The organism is Lyngbya confervoides BDU141951 (assembly GCF_000817775.3).
GTDB lineage: Bacteria > Cyanobacteriota > Cyanobacteriia > Thermosynechococcales > Thermosynechococcaceae > Lyngbya > Lyngbya confervoides.
The window spans coordinates 1-16254 of sequence record NZ_JTHE03000088.1 but is presented as its reverse complement, the minus strand read 5'-3'; the positions used below and the strand labels follow the sequence as shown (position 1 = coordinate 16254).

The window sequence follows — 16254 nt, the reverse complement described above, 5'->3', positions numbered from 1 at the left end:
GCGGTGAAAGCGGTTGTTTTACTATCGGGGGGCCTCGATTCGTCCACTGTGCTCTACCAGGCCAAGGCAGAGGGGATGCAGTGCTATGCCCTCTCCTTTGACTATCACCAGCGCCATCGCCAGGAACTAGAAGCCGCGCGGGCGATCGCCGATAGTGCTGGGGTGGTTGAGCATCAGTGCGTTCACTTTGATCTGCGCCAGTGGGGCGGATCGGCCCTCACCGATGACCGATTAACCCTCCCCCGCGATCGCGATCCGGAGGCCATGGCTCAGGAGATTCCCATTACCTATGTGCCGGCTCGCAACACGATCTTTTTGAGCTTTGGGCTGGCCTATGCCGAGGCCATCGCTGCGCCGCGAGTGTACATTGGCGTGAATGCCCTAGACTATTCTGGCTACCCAGATTGCCGTCCTGACTATATTGCGGCCATGGGCAAGGTTTTTGCGCTGGGCACCAAACAGGGGCGAGAAGGTCACCCCATTGAGATCCACACCCCCCTCATCCATCGATCTAAGGTGGAAATTATCCAGCTGGGCAACCAGTTGGGCGTTCCCTGGGCCAAGACCTGGTCTTGCTATAGTGAGGGAGGGGGTCAAACGCCGCCCATCGCTTGCGGTCACTGCGATTCCTGTCGACTGCGCCTTGCCGCCTTCCAGCAGCTCAATCTGCGTGATCCGCTTCCCTACGGGGCTGCCGCCCGTCCAGGAGCCAGTTAGGGTGTACACCATCCAAATTCAGCACAATATTGAAGCGGCCCATCGCTTTTCCCAAGCAACGGCTTCTCCCAAATGTCGCAGTATCCATGGCCACAGCTGGGTGATTACCCTAACCCTACGATCCCAGTCCCTGAACGCTGAAAACATGGTGCTAGAGTTTGGATTGCTGAAACGATCCTGGCGGGGATGGCTCGATGCCCACCTGGACCATGCCCTGCTTCTCCATGAGCAAGACCCCATGGTTGGGGCGGTGCGTGCGGTGGAAGCTGGCAGCAAAATTTTTACCCTGCCTCACGATCCCACCACGGAGGTGTTGGCCGCCTGTTTACATGATCGCGCCGAGCATCTGCTCCAGGATTTGGCCCCGAACGTCCCGATTCAAGTGCTGCGAGTTCACGTTCAAGAAACCCATGTTAATGCCGCTGCCTACGAAATCGAATAGTCTCGAGGCTGCTGGGCTGGACCAAACCGCCGCCCTGGTGGAGGTTTTTTCGGCACTCCAGGGAGAAGGGTTAAATGTGGGAACGCGGCAAATTTTTGTCCGCTTTGGAGGCTGTGATCTTCGCTGTTCCTACTGTGATAGCGCCCACACCTGGCATCCCACCTCCCGCTGCGACATTGAGGTTCAGGCCGGTCAGCGGCGCTACGAACAGCATCCTAATCCCGTGAGCGGGACGCAGCTGCTGGCCTGGATTGATCGACTCGATCAGCCCCGTCTCCATGACAGCATTAGCCTTACCGGGGGAGAGCCGCTTCTGCAGTCGGCCTTTTTAGCCCAGTTCTTACCCCAGCTGCGATCGCGCTGTTCCCTACCCCTGTACCTGGAAACTGGGGGCCACCGCGCCGATTTGCTGCCTCTGGTGTTGCCCTATCTCGATTGGATTGGCATGGACCTTAAGCTGCCCAGCGTCAGTCGCGAATCTCACTGGGAAGCCCATCGGCAATTTTTAGTCCAGGCGGCCAAGGTGGAGGTGTTTTGCAAACTGATCATTTCCAGCCAAACGCAATGGCTAGACTTAGAAAAGGCTGCGGCCTTGATCCGGTCTGTGTCGGAGGAAATTCCCTGCTTCTTGCAGCCCATGACCCCCCTGGGTGAGGCCGATTCTGCCTTAGCCCCCAGGCCTGAACAGGTCCTAGAATGGCACGGCTTGATGAAACAGATCCTGCGCGATGTGCGCGTCATCCCCCAGACCCACAAAATGATGCATCAAAAATAAACTTTAATAACCTTTGTCCTGATCCCCGCCTGTCAGGCTAAGGCGATCGCGCCCTCCGCAGGCCAGCAGGTCTGGTTTTTTTATGAACCTCTTTTTTATGTGAACCTCAGTCTTGATTAATCGCCGTGAGGCATCCCTGGTGCAATGGCAATCGATCGCAGCAGTAGGTCAAACGGGCCAGGTTTAAAGCTAGGGTTAAGCTGGCCATCGTATTCAAATTTGCTGAGCATGAGCTGAAATGACGCGATTGCCCCTGAATCGAGGGGCGGAGCATTGGGAACGGTTTTTGCCCGTAGGACTGGACGTAACTCAGAAAAAGGGATGTTGATGCTCATCCACTCCCCCCGCACTGTGGCGAAGGAGGCCGCGTAGCCCAGGCTATCCCAGCGGCTTGAATCTCGAAGAATCAACTTATAGCGCTGACCGTCTCCTTGCAGATGCAGTACCAGTCCTGGGGCCTCAGCCAGATTGAGGGGGGGGCTAAAATTGCGGGTGCGCACCGAGGCAAACCCCCCGGAGTTCGCCGTGGAAACCTGGCCGTGAAACCGTGCGCCTTGGGGATGGGATTCAATTTGGCTCTGGCTAACGCCCCCCATGACCACATCATCCAGCGCTCCCCAGAGTTCCGCGAGTGGGAAGTTGGGTTGGGAAAAGTCGAATACAAGATTATTTTCTGGCACCGGAGGGGGAGGAGCCGTTGATCCAAATAGCATTTTCTGAAAATCACTCACAAAGGGAATGCTTTCATAGTAGGCGAGGGTTTCCCAAAAACGGCGGAAATCCCAGGCTGGGCGAGGTGATGACATATCGCGTGAAAACCCTGCGACTTACTTTTGGTAAAAACCACTATAATTCAAAGAGGGAGTTTAACCTCTGTTTTACCTTCATTGCTGCATCGCCTGTGTTTACTCTGTCTTCTCCCCCGGCTGTTGATCTTCCCCTGGACTTGGTGGGGGCCATTCACGATCTCAAGCGGGAACTCAATGCCGTTATTTTGGCCCACTATTACCAAGAGCCGGAAATCCAAGACATTGCGGACTACATCGGCGATTCCTTGGGGTTATCTCGCCAAGCGGCCTCTACCTCGGCAGAGGTCATTGTGTTTGCCGGGGTCCATTTCATGGCGGAAACCGCTAAGATTTTGAATCCCGACAAACTGGTGTTGCTTCCGGACCAGGAGGCAGGCTGCTCCCTCGCCGATAGCTGCCCGCCCGAGGCCTTTGCTGCCTTTAAGGCCCAGCACCCGAATCATCTGGTGATTTCCTACATCAACTGCACGGCGGAAATTAAGGCCCTCAGCGATATTATCTGCACCAGCTCTAATGCGGTCAAAATTGTGGAGCAGATCGCGCCCACGCAGCCGATTATTTTTGCTCCTGATAAGAACCTGGGGCGCTACGTCATGGCCCAAACCGGTCGGGACCTGGTGCTTTGGGAGGGGAGCTGTATTGTCCACGAGACCTTTTCCGAACGACGCATTTTGGATCTCAAAATGGAGCATCCGCAGGCGCAGGTGATTGCCCACCCTGAATGTGAACCTGCGGTGCTGCGCCATGCCGACTTTGTGGGGTCCACTACGGCCCTGTTGCAGTACGCCGCCCTCAGTCCAACTCACACCTTTATTGTGGCGACTGAGCCAGGAATTTTGCATCAGATGCACAAGCAAAACGCTCAAAAAAACTACATTCCAGCGCCCTCTGGCACTTGCGCCTGTAATGAATGCCCCTTCATGCGCCTCAACACCCTGGAAAAGCTCTATCTTGCGATGCAGCACCGCACCCCCCGAATCGACATACCAGAGGCGACCCGATTGGCTGCCCTACGTCCCATTCAGCGCATGTTAGAGATGAGTTAGGCTAGCTGGCTGGGGTCAACTTTAAGCAGGGCTAAGATTTCAGACTCGTTGAGCTGGGGAATGCCATACTTTTCGGCTTTTTTGAGCTTTTTGCCGGGATGTTCGCCCACCACAATGTAGCTCGTTTTCTGACTGGGATGGGTATTAATTGTGCCTCCTGCCGCTTCAATGAGTTCCTTCACGGCTTCGAAACTCACCTGTTTAAATTTTCCTGTAATCACGAAGGTTTGATCTGCCAGGGGCTGAAGGGTTGGCTGCGGTTCATCCGGTTGCGACGCTCCGGCCGAACCCAAGGCGGGAGCTACATCCTGGGAGGGCAAATCCGGAGTCTGGCCCGCGTCGGAAGGAGGCGGGGGATTGACGGCCTCTTGGCGATTGGTTTGGACCAGGGTCTGCTCAAGCCTTTGCTTGTCCTGGGTTAAGTTCTCCACCTGATTTTGCAGCGTGGCAACCACATCCTGGGCCATTTTCATGGCCGCTTGCAGCTTCTGTTTATCCTGGCTGAGATGTTCAATTTTTTTCTCCAGAGCTGCATTTTGGGCTTCCAGGTGAACCAGATCTGGGGCGCGATCCGGTGGGTCTTGCACAGGAACGGAGGTTGCCTGATCTTCTTCCCGACTGAGCTTGGTCAGTTGCTGCTCTAATTCCCGAATCTCTGCACGAGATTGCTCCAGGGCATGGGTGATCTGGTCTCGCTCCTGGCTGAGCTGGATGACCTGCTCTTCTAAGGCCGCCAGGATGCGCTCGTCCTCTGGGCGAGTGTCCCCGAGGCGTTCAAGATCTTCCTGGAGGCGATCGCGCTCCTGTTGCAGGGCGTTTAGTTGTCGAGACAGGGCCGCTGATGTTTCCTTGGTGGCAGCCACTTGCCCCAGGGCCGCCTCTAGATCCTGCTGAAGCCCATCGCGGGACTGGGTCAACTGCGCATGGTTGACCTCCAGATCTCTAGCCCGAGCCTGCTCCCGTTCCAGAGCGGCGCGGACTTGGGCCATCTCCTCGTGGATCTGCTGCTCCACTGGGCGGAACTGGGAGATCTGTTGAGATTCCTGTTCCTTGGCCTGGGACTCTAGAGATTCCAGTTCTTCTAACATCAGAACCTGCTCAGCTTCAAGCGTCTGCTTGGCCTGGGTCAGTTGATGAACCTGCTCCTGGATCTCAGTGAAGGCGGTGGTTTGCCGCCGCACCTGATCGCTGAGATCAGCCTGCTCGACCTGCCAAGCCTGCTGCTGGGCCTGATGCTCCTGGTGGAGCGCTGCTATTTCTGCTGTGAGCTGCTCATTGGTTTGCGCGAGGGTCTCCCTTTGGCCGGTTAACTCCTGGCGCTCTTGGTCCCAGACCTTCTGGCGTTGATCCCAGGTCGCCAGCTGCTGTTCAAGCTGTGTTTGGGTCTGCTGGATCTGAGTCAGATCCTCAGCCAGGCGATCGCGCTCGGCCTGAAGGTGCGCTAATTCCTCCCCTGCGGTCTCGGATCCCTTGGCCTGGGTTGCCAGTGCTTGTTCGAGGTTTGCTTGCGTTTTGGCTTGGGCGGCGCGGTCCAACTCCAGATCCTGGATCTGCTGTCTGAGCCCCTGAGCTTCCTCTTCAGCCGCTTCCAGAGTCTGCCTGAGGGACTGATTGTTCCCGGTTAAATCCTGAACCTCCTGGGTGGCCGCCGCTAAACTCTGTTCTAATGCAGCCCTATGCTGCACCTGAGCGGTGTGGTCAGAGTCCAGGTCTGCCAGGGTCTGGGTCTGTCTGGTGATCTGCGCTTGGGCCTGATCCAGGGCTGATTCTAGGGTCTGGTTTTCAGCCCCTAGCCGGGCTAGGTCAGATTCCAGACGAGAGATCGTTTGCAAGCTCTGGGCCAGATCGAGATCCGGTTGATCCTCAGATGAACTGCTCCCCTGGGACTCCAGAATTTGCTGGAGATCGTGATTTTCTGCCTGGAGCGCGGCCACCTGGGCCTGCACCTTTTCCAACTCCAGGGACTGGTCTGCAAGGGCCTGCTTGGTCTGGGATAATTCTGCCTGCGCCTGGGTCAGGGATCGCTGCTGGTTTTGATTTTCCTCTTCCAGAGGTTCCAGAGTCTTGAGCCGATCCGTTCGGGCCTCTAGGGCCTCTAACAAGTCTAAATTTTCCTGCTCTAGATCCAGAATTTTTTGCTGTTGCTCTAAATCCTGCCGCGTTTGCTCAAGGCGATGCAGATCAATTTGCCGATCTAGCTCTGCTTCCAGTTCCGCAATCTGGAGCCCAAGGCGCTGCTCAGTCTGCTGCGATTGCTCCAGATCCGCTTCTAGCGAGCGAATAAGCTCTAAATTCTTCGTGCTGGTCTGCAGTTTTGCTTCAAACTCCTGAATTTTTAAGGTTTTATTGGCTAATTCCTGCTCTAGACCCCCGCGCTGCTGGGCAAGTTGTGCCAGTTCCTGCGCCTGGGATTCTAGCTGGGCCGCTAGTTCCTGCTTTTCCTGGGTGAATTGCTGAAGTTGGGATTTTGCCTGCGTCAGACTGCTCAGCGCTTCGCGCTGATCCCGCAGCACGGCTTGATGCTCAATTTGGAGACGATCGTGTTCCTGGGCCATGGCCTGTAAGCCCTGGTTCTCCTCCTGCAGAGCCACCTGTTCAACCAGGAGGCGATCGCGATCCTGGAGCAGATCCTGCAGCTGCTGCTGCAACTGCTGTTCCCTGCGATCTAAATCAGCACGCAGCGCCTGCACAATCGACTGCTGATGGGTTCGCAGTTCCTCCAGTTCCTGTTCCAGCTGGACTGCCCTTGCCCTTGCTTCGGCGAGATCCTGTTCTAGCTGCGCCTGGGTTTGCTGGGCCTGCTTAGACTGATCCGTAAGCTGCTGCCTTAACTGATCAAGGGCCTGTTGGTGCTGTTGATCGTGATCCTGGAGCGATCGCTCCAAGGTCTCCACCCTGCGGACAGAGTCGGCCTGGATCCGTTGATGATCCTCTTCCTGGATTTGAAACCGGTGCTGCCAGTCCTGCTGTTGAGCGGCAAGGGTTTCCGTCAGTTCCCCCAGGGCCTTCGCCTTCGCCTCTGCTTCCGCCTGGATCTCGGTCATCTGCCCCTCAGCCTGCTGTTGTCTGGTCTGAAGGGTTTCCACCACAGCCTTGGCCAGATCCAGCGCTTCGGTTAGATCCCCTTTCTCCTGGCAAGATTGACTGAGCTGCTTATGGAGCTGATCTAAGGCCGTCTCTTGGTCCCGCTGAGCCTCTTGAACCGCCCGCTGCTGTCGTTGTCGTCGGACTTCGCTAATCACCAGAGCTAGGGTTAACCCCACCAGCCCAAATCCTTCACCCAGAACGCCATAATCCATAAGAATCAGTTATCCGTTTCCCGATTGAATCTAAAAAATGTTCTATAGCCATGCTAGTCGCTTCTCTAGCCGAATAGTCGGAGATCAATAAAAAATGCCAAACCCCAGCTCTGAAGAGATTTTCAGAGATTGATGCAAAAACAATTCTCCAGGTCTACAGGGGTTGAATTTCCGTTAAGTATTGTTACCCCACCGTGATACCATTAGCAGTGGCTTGCGGTTAAGCGATAGACCAATTTTTCTCAAGATTGTGGACTCCTCGAATCTGTTGGATAGCTCTCAGCGTGATCGGTCTGCGGCAGATCCGCCGCCTGCGGTCAGTTTTAGAACAGAGGTCTCCAATCCGAGGCGTCAGCCACCCGCCGAGATTGATGCCTTGCCCGTTGAACACCGGCAAGGTGAGGATAGCCCTTCTGCACCAGCTATGCTGGCGGAAGTCTCCGACCGCTCCATGTCTGAGTTTTATCAGCTCAAGCAGGCTTTGTTGGTGTCGACATTACTCTGGACTGGGGCAATCTTTGGTGGGGTTTGGTTCTACTACGGTCTGAATATTGCTCTGAACTATTTATTAGGAGCACTTTCAGGCTTAGCTTATCTGGGGTTATTGGCTAGAAATGTTGAGCGACTGGGAACCCATAAACAGGTTGGGAAGAGTCAGCTTGCCGTGTTTGTGGGCGTGATTATTATATCTACGCAAATTGATGGCTTGCATGTGCTTCCTGTCTTTTTGGGCTTCCTGACTTACAAGGTCACCATTCTTGTCTATACGCTCAGAACTGCACTGCTGCAAAAATGAGTCCCAGCAGGCCGATGCTCAAGTTCTAGAGCGGAGCCGTTTCTAGGGCTTAAACTTTTATGTGATCAATGAGGTTGTGCACATCATGCACTACACGGGCTTTGTGCTTGACACCTTCAACACCTTTGACTTATTTCCGCTCGCCAATGTGGAAGTAGGCAACCATTTCTACTGGCATATCGGTAACCTGAAGCTGCACGGGCAAGTTTTCTTGAACTCTTGGCTCGTAATTGCTCTTTTGCTGATTGTGTCGGTTGCAGCCACTCGCAATCCCAAGCAAGTCCCGACTGGGGCTCAGAACCTGATGGAATATTGCTGGGAATACCTGCGCGATCTGGCTAGAAGCCAAATTGGTGAAAAAGAGTATCGACCCTGGTTGCCCTTTGTCGGCACCTTGTTTCTCTTTATCTTCGTTTGTAACTGGTCAGGAGCCCTAGTGCCCTGGAAAGTCCTAGAGCTCCCAGAAGGGGAATTGGCCGCACCCACCAATGACATCAATACAACAGTGGCTTTAGCACTGTTGGTGTCTTTGGCGTACTTTTACGCTGGATTTCGTAAGAAAGGTCTGGGGTATTTCAAGAAGTACATCGAGCCAACTCCCATTTTGCTGCCCATTGCAATTTTGGAGGATTTCACCAAGCCGCTTTCCCTGAGCTTCCGTCTATTTGGAAACATTTTGGCGGATGAATTGGTGGTGGCGGTTTTGGTTTTCCTTGTTCCTCTCATCGTCCCGATTCCGGTCATGCTGCTGGGTTTGTTTACCAGTGCCATTCAGGCCCTTGTTTTTGCAACTCTTGCCGCAGCCTACATACATGAGGCGTTAGAGGGACATGGAGCGGAGGAAGAGCACTGAGAAAGACTTGATTTTCCGACTCTTCTTATTCGTATCGGGCTAGATAAGCCATTTGCCTCATCGGCAAACTGTCAGGTTACATCAACTGACACCCCTTGTTTTTTAGTCAATCTATACAAAGGAAAAACATCATGGATCCAGTAGTTGCTGCTGCTTCAACACTTGCTGCCGCCCTTGCCATTGGTCTTGCTGCAATTGGACCGGGTATTGGTCAAGGTAATGCGTCCGGTTCTGCCGTTGAGGGGATTGCACGTCAGCCCGAGGCAGAAGGTAAAATTCGCGGCACCCTGCTTTTGACCCTTGCATTTATGGAATCTCTGACCATTTACGGTTTGGTGATTGCGCTGGTGCTGTTGTTCGCCAATCCCTTTGCGTAGGCTTTACCCAACCTTCATAGAAGCAGGGGCGTTTTCACGTCCCTGTGCTTAGGAGATATTAAATGTTTGATTTTGATGCCACCCTGCCATTGATGGCGATTCAGTTCGTGATCTTGACGGCAATTATGAACGCGCTGTTCTTCAAGCCAATGGCCAAAATCGTGGAGGGACGCGAGGGCTTTATTCGCTCTAGCAAAACAGAGTCTAAGGAGCGTTTAGAGAAAGCACAACAGCTCACTCAACAGTATGAGCAGGAGCTGAACGCGACCCGGCGAGAATCCCAGGCCATCATTGCAAATGCCCAGGAAGAAGCCAAGAAAATCTCAGCAGAACAAATTGCTGTCGCTCAACAGCAAGTTCAGGAAGAAGTCATGAAGGTTCTTCAGGAACTGGAGTCTCAAAAGCAGAACGCCATGGGGCAACTCTCGGCCGATGCTGACGCCCTGAGCCAGCAAATTCTAGACAAGCTCCTGGGGTCTGGATTGCCAGCATAAGGGACTGCTTTTATACCAAAGTAAGGAATTGAGAATGTTTTACTGGCTAGCAACAGAGTCTGAAGCTGCGGGCTTTGGGTTAAACCTCGACATTTTTGAGACCAACCTCATCAACTTGAGCGTTGTGATTGGGGTGCTCGTTTATTTTGTCGGCGGTGTTTTGAAGAAAATCTTGGCGGAGCGCCGTACCGCCATTGAAGCTGAAATTGTGGCGGCTGAAAAGCGCCAAGCAGACGCCCAGGCCATGTTGGCGGCTGAGGAGCAAAAATTGGCACAGTCCAAAGTGGAAGCGGAAAGAATCCTGGCTTCAGCGAAAGCCAGCGCTGAGGCTTCGAAGGCAGAGATTTTAGCGGCGGCTGAGCGTGAAATTGAGCGTCTCAAGCAAAGCGCTACTCAAGATACGACCACCAGCCAGGAGCGGGCCATTGCTGAACTGCGGCGCCAAACGGCAAAGATGGCCTTAGAAAAGGTTGAGGCAACCCTGGATCAACGGTTGTCCAACAACCAAGCGGCCCAGGAGGCTCTTTTTGAACGCAGTGTTGCTTTGTTAGGAGGCAATTGATGAAACAGACATCCGTTACGGCTGGGATGGTGGAACCCTATGCTGAGGCCCTAATGGGCATTGCCCAGGATTCTAATTTTGTCGACGAAATTGCCAGCGATGTTGGGTTTATGTTGGAGATGCTCCGTGAATCGGAAGATCTCCGCTCCTTTATCAGCAATCCCCTCATCAAGGCGGAGGCTAAGAAGGCCGTTCTCCGGCAGATCACGGAAGGGCGTGTCCAGGGCGTGTTTTTCAACATCTTGATGCTTTTGGTTGACCGCCGCCGCATCTTTTTACTGGAGGCGATTTGCAAGCATTTCCAGTCCTTGGTGCGCAAGCTTAAAAATACGGTCCTTGCTGAGGTGACCTCCACCATTGAGTTGAACGAGGCCCAGCGACAGGCGGTGATTGCTAAGGTTCAGCACATGACCCAGGCGAGCCAGGTTGAGTTGGAAACTAAAATTGACCCGGATCTCATTGGGGGTGTCATCATCCGCATTGGTTCTCAGGTTCTAGACGCTAGCATTCGCGGACAGTTGCGCCGCATCAGTAATTCTCTCACCAGTGCTTCCGCATAATTTTGGAGGCTTCTGCCGAGAGCGCCCATTTAATTGATATGTCCTAGTTCAACACAGATTCACAAGCAGACCCATGGTAAGTATCAGACCCGACGAAATTAGTTCGATTATTCGCCAGCAAATTGAACAGTACGACCAAAAAGTCCAGGTGGAAAATGTGGGCACGGTTCTCCAGGTGGGAGACGGTATTGCCCGCGTGTATGGCTTAGAGAAAGCCATGGCTGGAGAACTGCTGGAGTTTGAAGATGGCACCGTTGGTATTGCCCTCAACCTGGAGGAGGACAACGTTGGTGCGGTGCTGATGGGAGATGGCCGAGATCTTCAAGAGGGCAGCACGGTAAAAGCGACCGGTAAAATTGCTCAGATTCCGGTGGGTGAAGCCATCATCGGTCGTGTTGTGGATGCGCTGGCCCGTCCCCTTGACGGCAAGGGCGACATTGCCACCACCGATACGCGCCTGATTGAGTCTCCGGCTCCGGGCATTATTGCCCGAAAGTCAGTTTGTGAGCCTATGCAGACTGGTATTACCGCTATTGACTCCATGGTGCCCATTGGTCGGGGGCAGCGAGAACTAATTATTGGGGACCGTCAGACCGGCAAAACCTCGGTGGCGGTGGACACCATTTTGAACCAGGCGACGGAGGATGTGATCTGCGTCTACGTAGCGGTGGGTCAGAAAGCCTCTACGGTTGCCCAGGTGGTTGAAGTGTTCCGGGAGCGTGGAGCCCTGGACTATACCGTGATAGTTGCGGCTAATGCCAATGACCCGGCTACCCTGCAGTACTTGGCTCCCTACACCGGGGCGGCCATTGCGGAGTACTTCATGTACCAAGGGAAGCATACGCTGATTGTGTATGACGATCTTTCGAAGCAGGCTCAGGCCTATCGTCAAATGTCCCTACTGTTGCGTCGTCCGCCTGGACGTGAGGCTTATCCTGGGGATGTTTTCTACCTTCACTCGCGCTTACTTGAGCGGGCTGCGAAACTCAGCCCTGAGCTTGGTGAGGGCAGTATGACGGCTTTGCCCATTGTGGAAACCCAGGCTGGAGACGTTTCGGCCTACATTCCCACCAACGTGATTTCCATTACCGACGGCCAGATCTTTTTATCCTCGGACCTGTTTAACGCAGGTTTGCGCCCAGCCATTAATGCTGGGATTTCTGTATCCCGTGTGGGTTCGGCGGCCCAGATTAAGGCCATGAAGCAGGTGGCTGGAACCCTGAAGCTAGAGCTGGCTCAGTTTGCTGAATTGGAGGCCTTTGCTCAGTTTGCCTCTGACCTGGATAAGGCGACCCAAAACCAGCTTGAGCGCGGAAAGCGCCTGCGAGAGCTGCTCAAGCAGCCGCAATATTCTCCGCTGGCGGTTTCAGATCAGGTGGCCATTATCTACGCCGGAACGAAGGGGTATCTAGATGATATCGCCACGGATAAGGTGGTTCCTTTCCTGGCTGGCCTCCGGGAGTTCCTGAAAACCAGCAAGCCCAAATATGCTGAGGTTATCAGGAACGAGAAGAAGCTCAATGATGAGGCTGAGGGCGTGTTGAAAGAGGCCCTGGAGGAGTACAAAAAGACCTTCATGGCCACGGCTTAACCGCTTTAGCTCCCCGGCCTTTTCCTTTGGTTCGGGGGGCGCATCGGTTGAGTTGTTGAGGCTTCAAGTGATTGATCAGGAATAGAACATCATGGCCAATTTGAAAGAGATCCGCGATCGGATCCAGTCGGTCAAGAATACTAAAAAAATTACAGAGGCAATGCGGCTGGTTGCTGCTGCCAAGGTTCGTCGCGCCCAAGAGCAGGTCAATTCAACCCGACCTTTTGCGGACCGTTTAGCTCAGGTTCTGTATGGATTACAGGCTCGGCTGAAGTTTGAAGATGCTGACTCGCCGCTGCTGCGCCAACGGCAGGTTAAAAAGGTGGCCCTGTTGGTGGTGACGGGCGATCGCGGGTTGTGCGGGGCCTACAATAGCGCCGTAATTCGGAAGGCAGAGGATCGCTCCAAGGAGCTTGCTGCCGCTGGCATTGAATATACTTTTGTACTGGTGGGTCGCAAGGCTACTCAGTACTTTCAGCGCCGAGACCAGCCCATTGATGCGAACTATACAGGTCTTGAGCAAATTCCCACGGCCAATGAAGCCGCTAAGATTGCGGATGAGCTGTTGTCCCTGTTTGTCTCGGAAACTGTAGATCGGGTTGAGCTGATTTATACGCGCTTTGTCTCTTTGGTGAGTTCAAAGCCCGTCATTCAAACACTCCTACCCCTAGATCCCCAGGGATTAGAGGTGCAAGACGATGAAATTTTCCGGCTGACCACGCGGGGGGGGCAGTTTCAGGTGCAGCGGGAAACCGTAGAGCGTGATAGGGCGGGTACGATTCCTGCGTCCATGATCTTTGAGCAAGATCCCAATCAGATCCTGGATGCGCTTTTACCCTTGTTTTTAAATAATCAATTGTTACGGGCTTTGCAGGAGTCTGCGGCCAGTGAGCTGGCGGCTCGCATGACCGCCATGAACAATGCCAGCGAAAATGCCAGCGATTTGATGGGATCGCTGACCCTTTCCTACAACAAAGCTCGTCAGGCGGCCATTACCCAAGAGATCCTTGAGGTGGTGGGCGGTGCCGAAGCCTTGAATTAAGCTTCGTGGAATGCCAGGTTACGATCCGGATCGCCACCCCAGGGATCCCAGCGGGATCTTAATCTAGGCAAGATTGATGCTAGAGACGCCGAAACTTTCGGCGTCTTTTCTTTTGGAGTTGAGCTGTTCGGGGGTGAAGAGGGAGCGCAGGGCACTTGCGACAGGTTAAGACTTAGCTGCTGAAGTCAATACGCAGCAGTGCTTATGTTCAGCCAGTCTCCTCAGGGCCAAAGTAAAGCGGTCTTCGTTACCCGATTAGTATGGCCAAGCGGAAACCTCGGGCAACAGCGCGATTTGAGGCCCTTTGGATTGCCGATGGGTCAACCTTAGAACGCTTATTAGGCTTGAGTTACCTATGGATCACCAGTAACAGCAAAAACCAGAAGGGATGGCACTTGCCTTGGGCTTTGCGGGGGGCAGGAATCAACTTAAGTCCATCGATCAGACTGGCCATGATTCGCTCCCCTGTTACAACGTGGAGCTAGTCTAATTTTTCTCTCTATACTTTGAAACAGCCCTGTCACGCTTGGTGAGGAAGACGTGATTGTTTTCTAAAAAGTTAGAGAATTACATTGAGATAATCCAGTACTTCTTCCACCATTACAATACATTCTTACCCATTTAGGACTGCTCAACCGCCAAATTCCAGCTTTATCTAATATCCTCGGCTTCTCCTGCAGATTTACTTTGTATTTGCTGAAGCTTAGGCGCTACAATCTATCTATGCGGTCAGTTAATCAGGCCCTAACGGTAGATGGACAAGTCCCAACCCTATCGAAGAACCGCCTATGCGGTATGGGAACTTACCCTGAAGTGCAATTTGTCCTGTTGTCATTGTGGGTCGCGGGCCGGACGCCCCCGTTATCAGGAGTTATCCACTGCAGAAGCCCTGGATCTGGTGCAACAATTGGCCGACCTCGGGATTGGCGAAGTGACCTTAATTGGCGGGGAAGCCTTCCTTCGTTCCGATTGGCTCGTCATTACCCAGGCGATTGTCCAGGCAGGTATGCGCTGTAGTTTAACTACGGGGGGATATGGCCTTTCGCGTCCAATGGCCCAGGCCATGAAAGCGGCGGGGATGACCTCAGCTTCGGTTTCCTTGGATGGTTTGCAGGCGACCCATGACAGGCTGCGGGGACGTGCAGGATCCTGGCAGGCTGCCCTGGACGCCATGACCCATTTTCGCAGGGTGGGCTTACCCTTTAGCTGTAATAGCCAAATTAATCGCTTGTCTGCCCCAGAGTTGCCAATTCTCTATGACATCCTTAAACAGGCGGGAATCTTTGCCTGGCAAATTCAACTCACGGTTCCTATGGGGTATGGGGCCGATCACTGGCACTTGCTTTTGCAACCCTGGGAACTGCTCGATCTCTATCCCATGTTGGCCCACATTGCGCACCAGGCTTCCTTGGATAAGATTCGCTTGTTTCCAGGCAATAACATTGGTTACTACGGTCCCTACGAACGTCTACTACGAGGTGGCGGGGACTGGAATTTTTGGCGGGGGTGTGGTGCAGGTCTTAATACTCTGGGGATTGAAGCCGATGGCACGATTAAAGGGTGTCCTTCCCTGCCGACTCAGGCCTATGCTGGCGGAAATATTCGCGATCGCCCCTTGCGGGAGATAATCGCCCAGTCCCCAAGGCTACAGTTTAATCGCCAGGCCGATATTGCCGCTGGCACCGAGCATCTCTGGGGATTTTGCCAAACCTGTGAATTTGCCCAGTTGTGTCGAGGGGGGTGCAGTTGGACTGCCCATGTGTTTTTTGGTCGTCGGGGAAATAACCCCTACTGCCATCATCGGGCCTTGACCTTAGCACAACAGGGGCTTAGAGAACGATTTTTTCTCCAAGACTCTGCCCCTGGTCTTCCCTTTGATCATGGCCGTTTCCAGTTAGTTCAGGAGTCCCAGGATCAGCCCTGGCCAGCCGAAGACTCTTTACACTTTCAGCGTGATCGTATTAAATGGCCCTCCCACGGGCCTGGTTCATTGGGTCATCGTCTTCCCCCAACCCGGCTCTCGCACCATGAATCTTCCTGAGTCCAATGACCCGCAAGCATACTCAACCCCTGACCCAGATTCTCCCCCCCCTGGACCAGGGCACATCCCTTCAAAGACTCAAGATCAAACTTGGCAAGCTTCGCTGTTCCCTCGAAGTGCCTGGGGAAACCGGGATGCTCTATTGCAAGTCCTCTACCGAACAAAGCAGATCTTAGACAAAATTGAGGAGAACTGGCCCACATGATTTGCTCCTATTGTGCTCACCTAAATCCTGAAGGCACTGGTCGTTGCGAAGCCTGTGGCCAGGCCATGACGGTGACTTGCCCACAGTGTCAAATCTCCCTCTCTGCCCAAGCTAACTTCTGTAGCAATTGCGGCATGAACCTCCAGGAAATCCTCTATTCTGCTGACCCAGTTACGGTGTATGGCGCACCCTACTTTGAGCCAGCGCCTATTTATGGCTCACCAGCAATGATGAATACACCTGCTCAAGGGATTCCTCCCACTGACCCTGGGCAGACTCAATTGCAGGCGCCCCCAGCCCAATTGCTTCACGAGCAATCTCAAACTCTGATACCGTTGCACGCCAACGTCATCCATATCGGTCGTCCCCAAGGGACAATTCCCCCCGACATCGATGTTTCTGGGCTTGCCCATGGGGATGTGGTCTCGCGGGTCCATGCAGTGCTTGAAATGAGGGCAGGAGACTACTATATCGAGGATTCTGGAAGTAGCAACGGAACGTTCATCAATGACCTTCCATTGCCGCCTGGGCATCCATATCGTTTACGGCAGGGCGATCGCATTTCCCTGGTAACTACTCAGGCTTAAAAAAATCAGGTCATTTCTGAAGATTGCGAAAAGAGGAGATAAGCTAGTTTTGCAAGAC

16 protein-coding genes are annotated in these 16254 nt (G+C 53.7%); 14 read left to right on the top strand and 2 right to left on the bottom strand.

Annotation, left to right across the window (positions count from 1 at the left end):
- Positions 1-3: 3 nt before the first annotated feature.
- Genes queC through QQ91_RS14775 form a run of 3 tightly spaced genes read left to right on the top strand, consistent with a single transcriptional unit; the run spans position 4 to position 1934 of the window.
- Positions 4-717, top strand: a complete 714-nt coding sequence (gene queC / locus QQ91_RS14785; protein ID WP_166275941.1) for a 7-cyano-7-deazaguanine synthase QueC — start codon at positions 4-6, stop codon at positions 715-717.
- Between the two features lies 1 nt (position 718).
- Positions 719-1159, top strand: coding sequence for a 6-pyruvoyl trahydropterin synthase family protein (locus QQ91_RS14780; RefSeq protein WP_166275689.1), 441 nt, complete (start codon positions 719-721; stop codon positions 1157-1159).
- The gene (locus tag QQ91_RS14775) at positions 1134-1934 is read left to right on the top strand and encodes a 7-carboxy-7-deazaguanine synthase QueE (RefSeq protein WP_166275939.1); all 801 of its coding nucleotides are present in this window, start codon (positions 1134-1136) and stop codon (positions 1932-1934) included. Before QQ91_RS14780 ends, QQ91_RS14775 begins: the two co-directional genes overlap by 26 nt.
- Positions 1935-2050: 116 nt before the next feature.
- Here QQ91_RS14775 and QQ91_RS14770 read toward each other — a convergent pair whose 3' ends face one another.
- Positions 2051-2740, bottom strand: a complete 690-nt coding sequence (locus QQ91_RS14770; protein ID WP_166275687.1) for a CIA30 family protein — start codon at positions 2738-2740, stop codon at positions 2051-2053.
- A 95-nt stretch (positions 2741-2835) separates the two neighbouring features.
- On the opposite strand from QQ91_RS14770, the gene nadA reads away from it, so the two are divergent.
- Positions 2836-3789, top strand: coding sequence for a quinolinate synthase NadA (nadA, locus tag QQ91_RS14765; protein ID WP_375340954.1), 954 nt, complete (start codon positions 2836-2838; stop codon positions 3787-3789).
- Here nadA and QQ91_RS14760 read toward each other — a convergent pair.
- Entirely contained in the window at positions 3786-7088 is a 3303-nt protein-coding gene (locus QQ91_RS14760) for a BRCT domain-containing protein (RefSeq protein WP_166275683.1), read from the bottom strand. The genes nadA and QQ91_RS14760 overlap by 4 nt on opposite strands.
- A gap of 376 nt (positions 7089-7464) precedes the next feature.
- Between QQ91_RS14760 and QQ91_RS14755 the strand changes: the two genes are divergently transcribed.
- The 10 genes from QQ91_RS14755 (at position 7465) to QQ91_RS14710 (ending at position 16196) form a co-directional block, all read left to right on the top strand.
- Positions 7465-7884: an ATP synthase subunit I gene (locus tag QQ91_RS14755; protein WP_250833367.1), complete on the top strand. Its 420-nt coding sequence runs from the start codon at positions 7465-7467 to the stop codon at positions 7882-7884.
- Positions 7885-7969: 85 nt separating this feature from the next.
- Positions 7970-8737, top strand: a complete 768-nt coding sequence (gene atpB, locus QQ91_RS14750; RefSeq protein ID WP_166275681.1) for a F0F1 ATP synthase subunit A — start codon at positions 7970-7972, stop codon at positions 8735-8737.
- Positions 8738-8868: 131 nt separating this feature from the next.
- The gene (gene atpE, locus QQ91_RS14745) at positions 8869-9114 is read left to right on the top strand and encodes an ATP synthase F0 subunit C (protein ID WP_166275679.1); all 246 of its coding nucleotides are present in this window, start codon (positions 8869-8871) and stop codon (positions 9112-9114) included.
- Between the two features lie 62 nt (positions 9115-9176).
- A complete protein-coding gene (locus QQ91_RS14740; RefSeq protein ID WP_166275677.1) occupies positions 9177-9608 on the top strand; it encodes a F0F1 ATP synthase subunit B' in 432 nt (143 codons plus the stop codon).
- Positions 9609-9642: 34 nt separating this feature from the next.
- Positions 9643-10170, top strand: a complete 528-nt coding sequence (locus QQ91_RS14735) for a F0F1 ATP synthase subunit B (protein ID WP_166275675.1) — start codon at positions 9643-9645, stop codon at positions 10168-10170.
- Positions 10170-10730, top strand: coding sequence for an ATP synthase F1 subunit delta (atpH, locus tag QQ91_RS14730; RefSeq protein WP_166275673.1), 561 nt, complete (start codon positions 10170-10172; stop codon positions 10728-10730). The genes QQ91_RS14735 and atpH overlap by 1 nt, the downstream gene beginning before the upstream one ends.
- 73 nt (positions 10731-10803) lie before the next feature.
- Complete coding sequence (gene atpA / locus QQ91_RS14725; protein WP_166275671.1) at positions 10804-12321, top strand: F0F1 ATP synthase subunit alpha; 1518 nt, start codon at positions 10804-10806, stop codon at positions 12319-12321.
- Between the two features lie 91 nt (positions 12322-12412).
- Entirely contained in the window at positions 12413-13363 is a 951-nt protein-coding gene (locus tag QQ91_RS14720; protein ID WP_166275669.1) for a F0F1 ATP synthase subunit gamma, read from the top strand.
- A gap of 754 nt (positions 13364-14117) precedes the next feature.
- A complete protein-coding gene (locus QQ91_RS14715; protein WP_166275667.1) occupies positions 14118-15404 on the top strand; it encodes a radical SAM/SPASM domain-containing protein in 1287 nt (428 codons plus the stop codon).
- Positions 15405-15605: 201 nt separating this feature from the next.
- Positions 15606-16196: a double zinc ribbon and FHA domain-containing protein gene (locus QQ91_RS14710; protein WP_166275665.1), complete on the top strand. Its 591-nt coding sequence runs from the start codon at positions 15606-15608 to the stop codon at positions 16194-16196.
- Positions 16197-16254 lie beyond the last annotated feature (58 nt).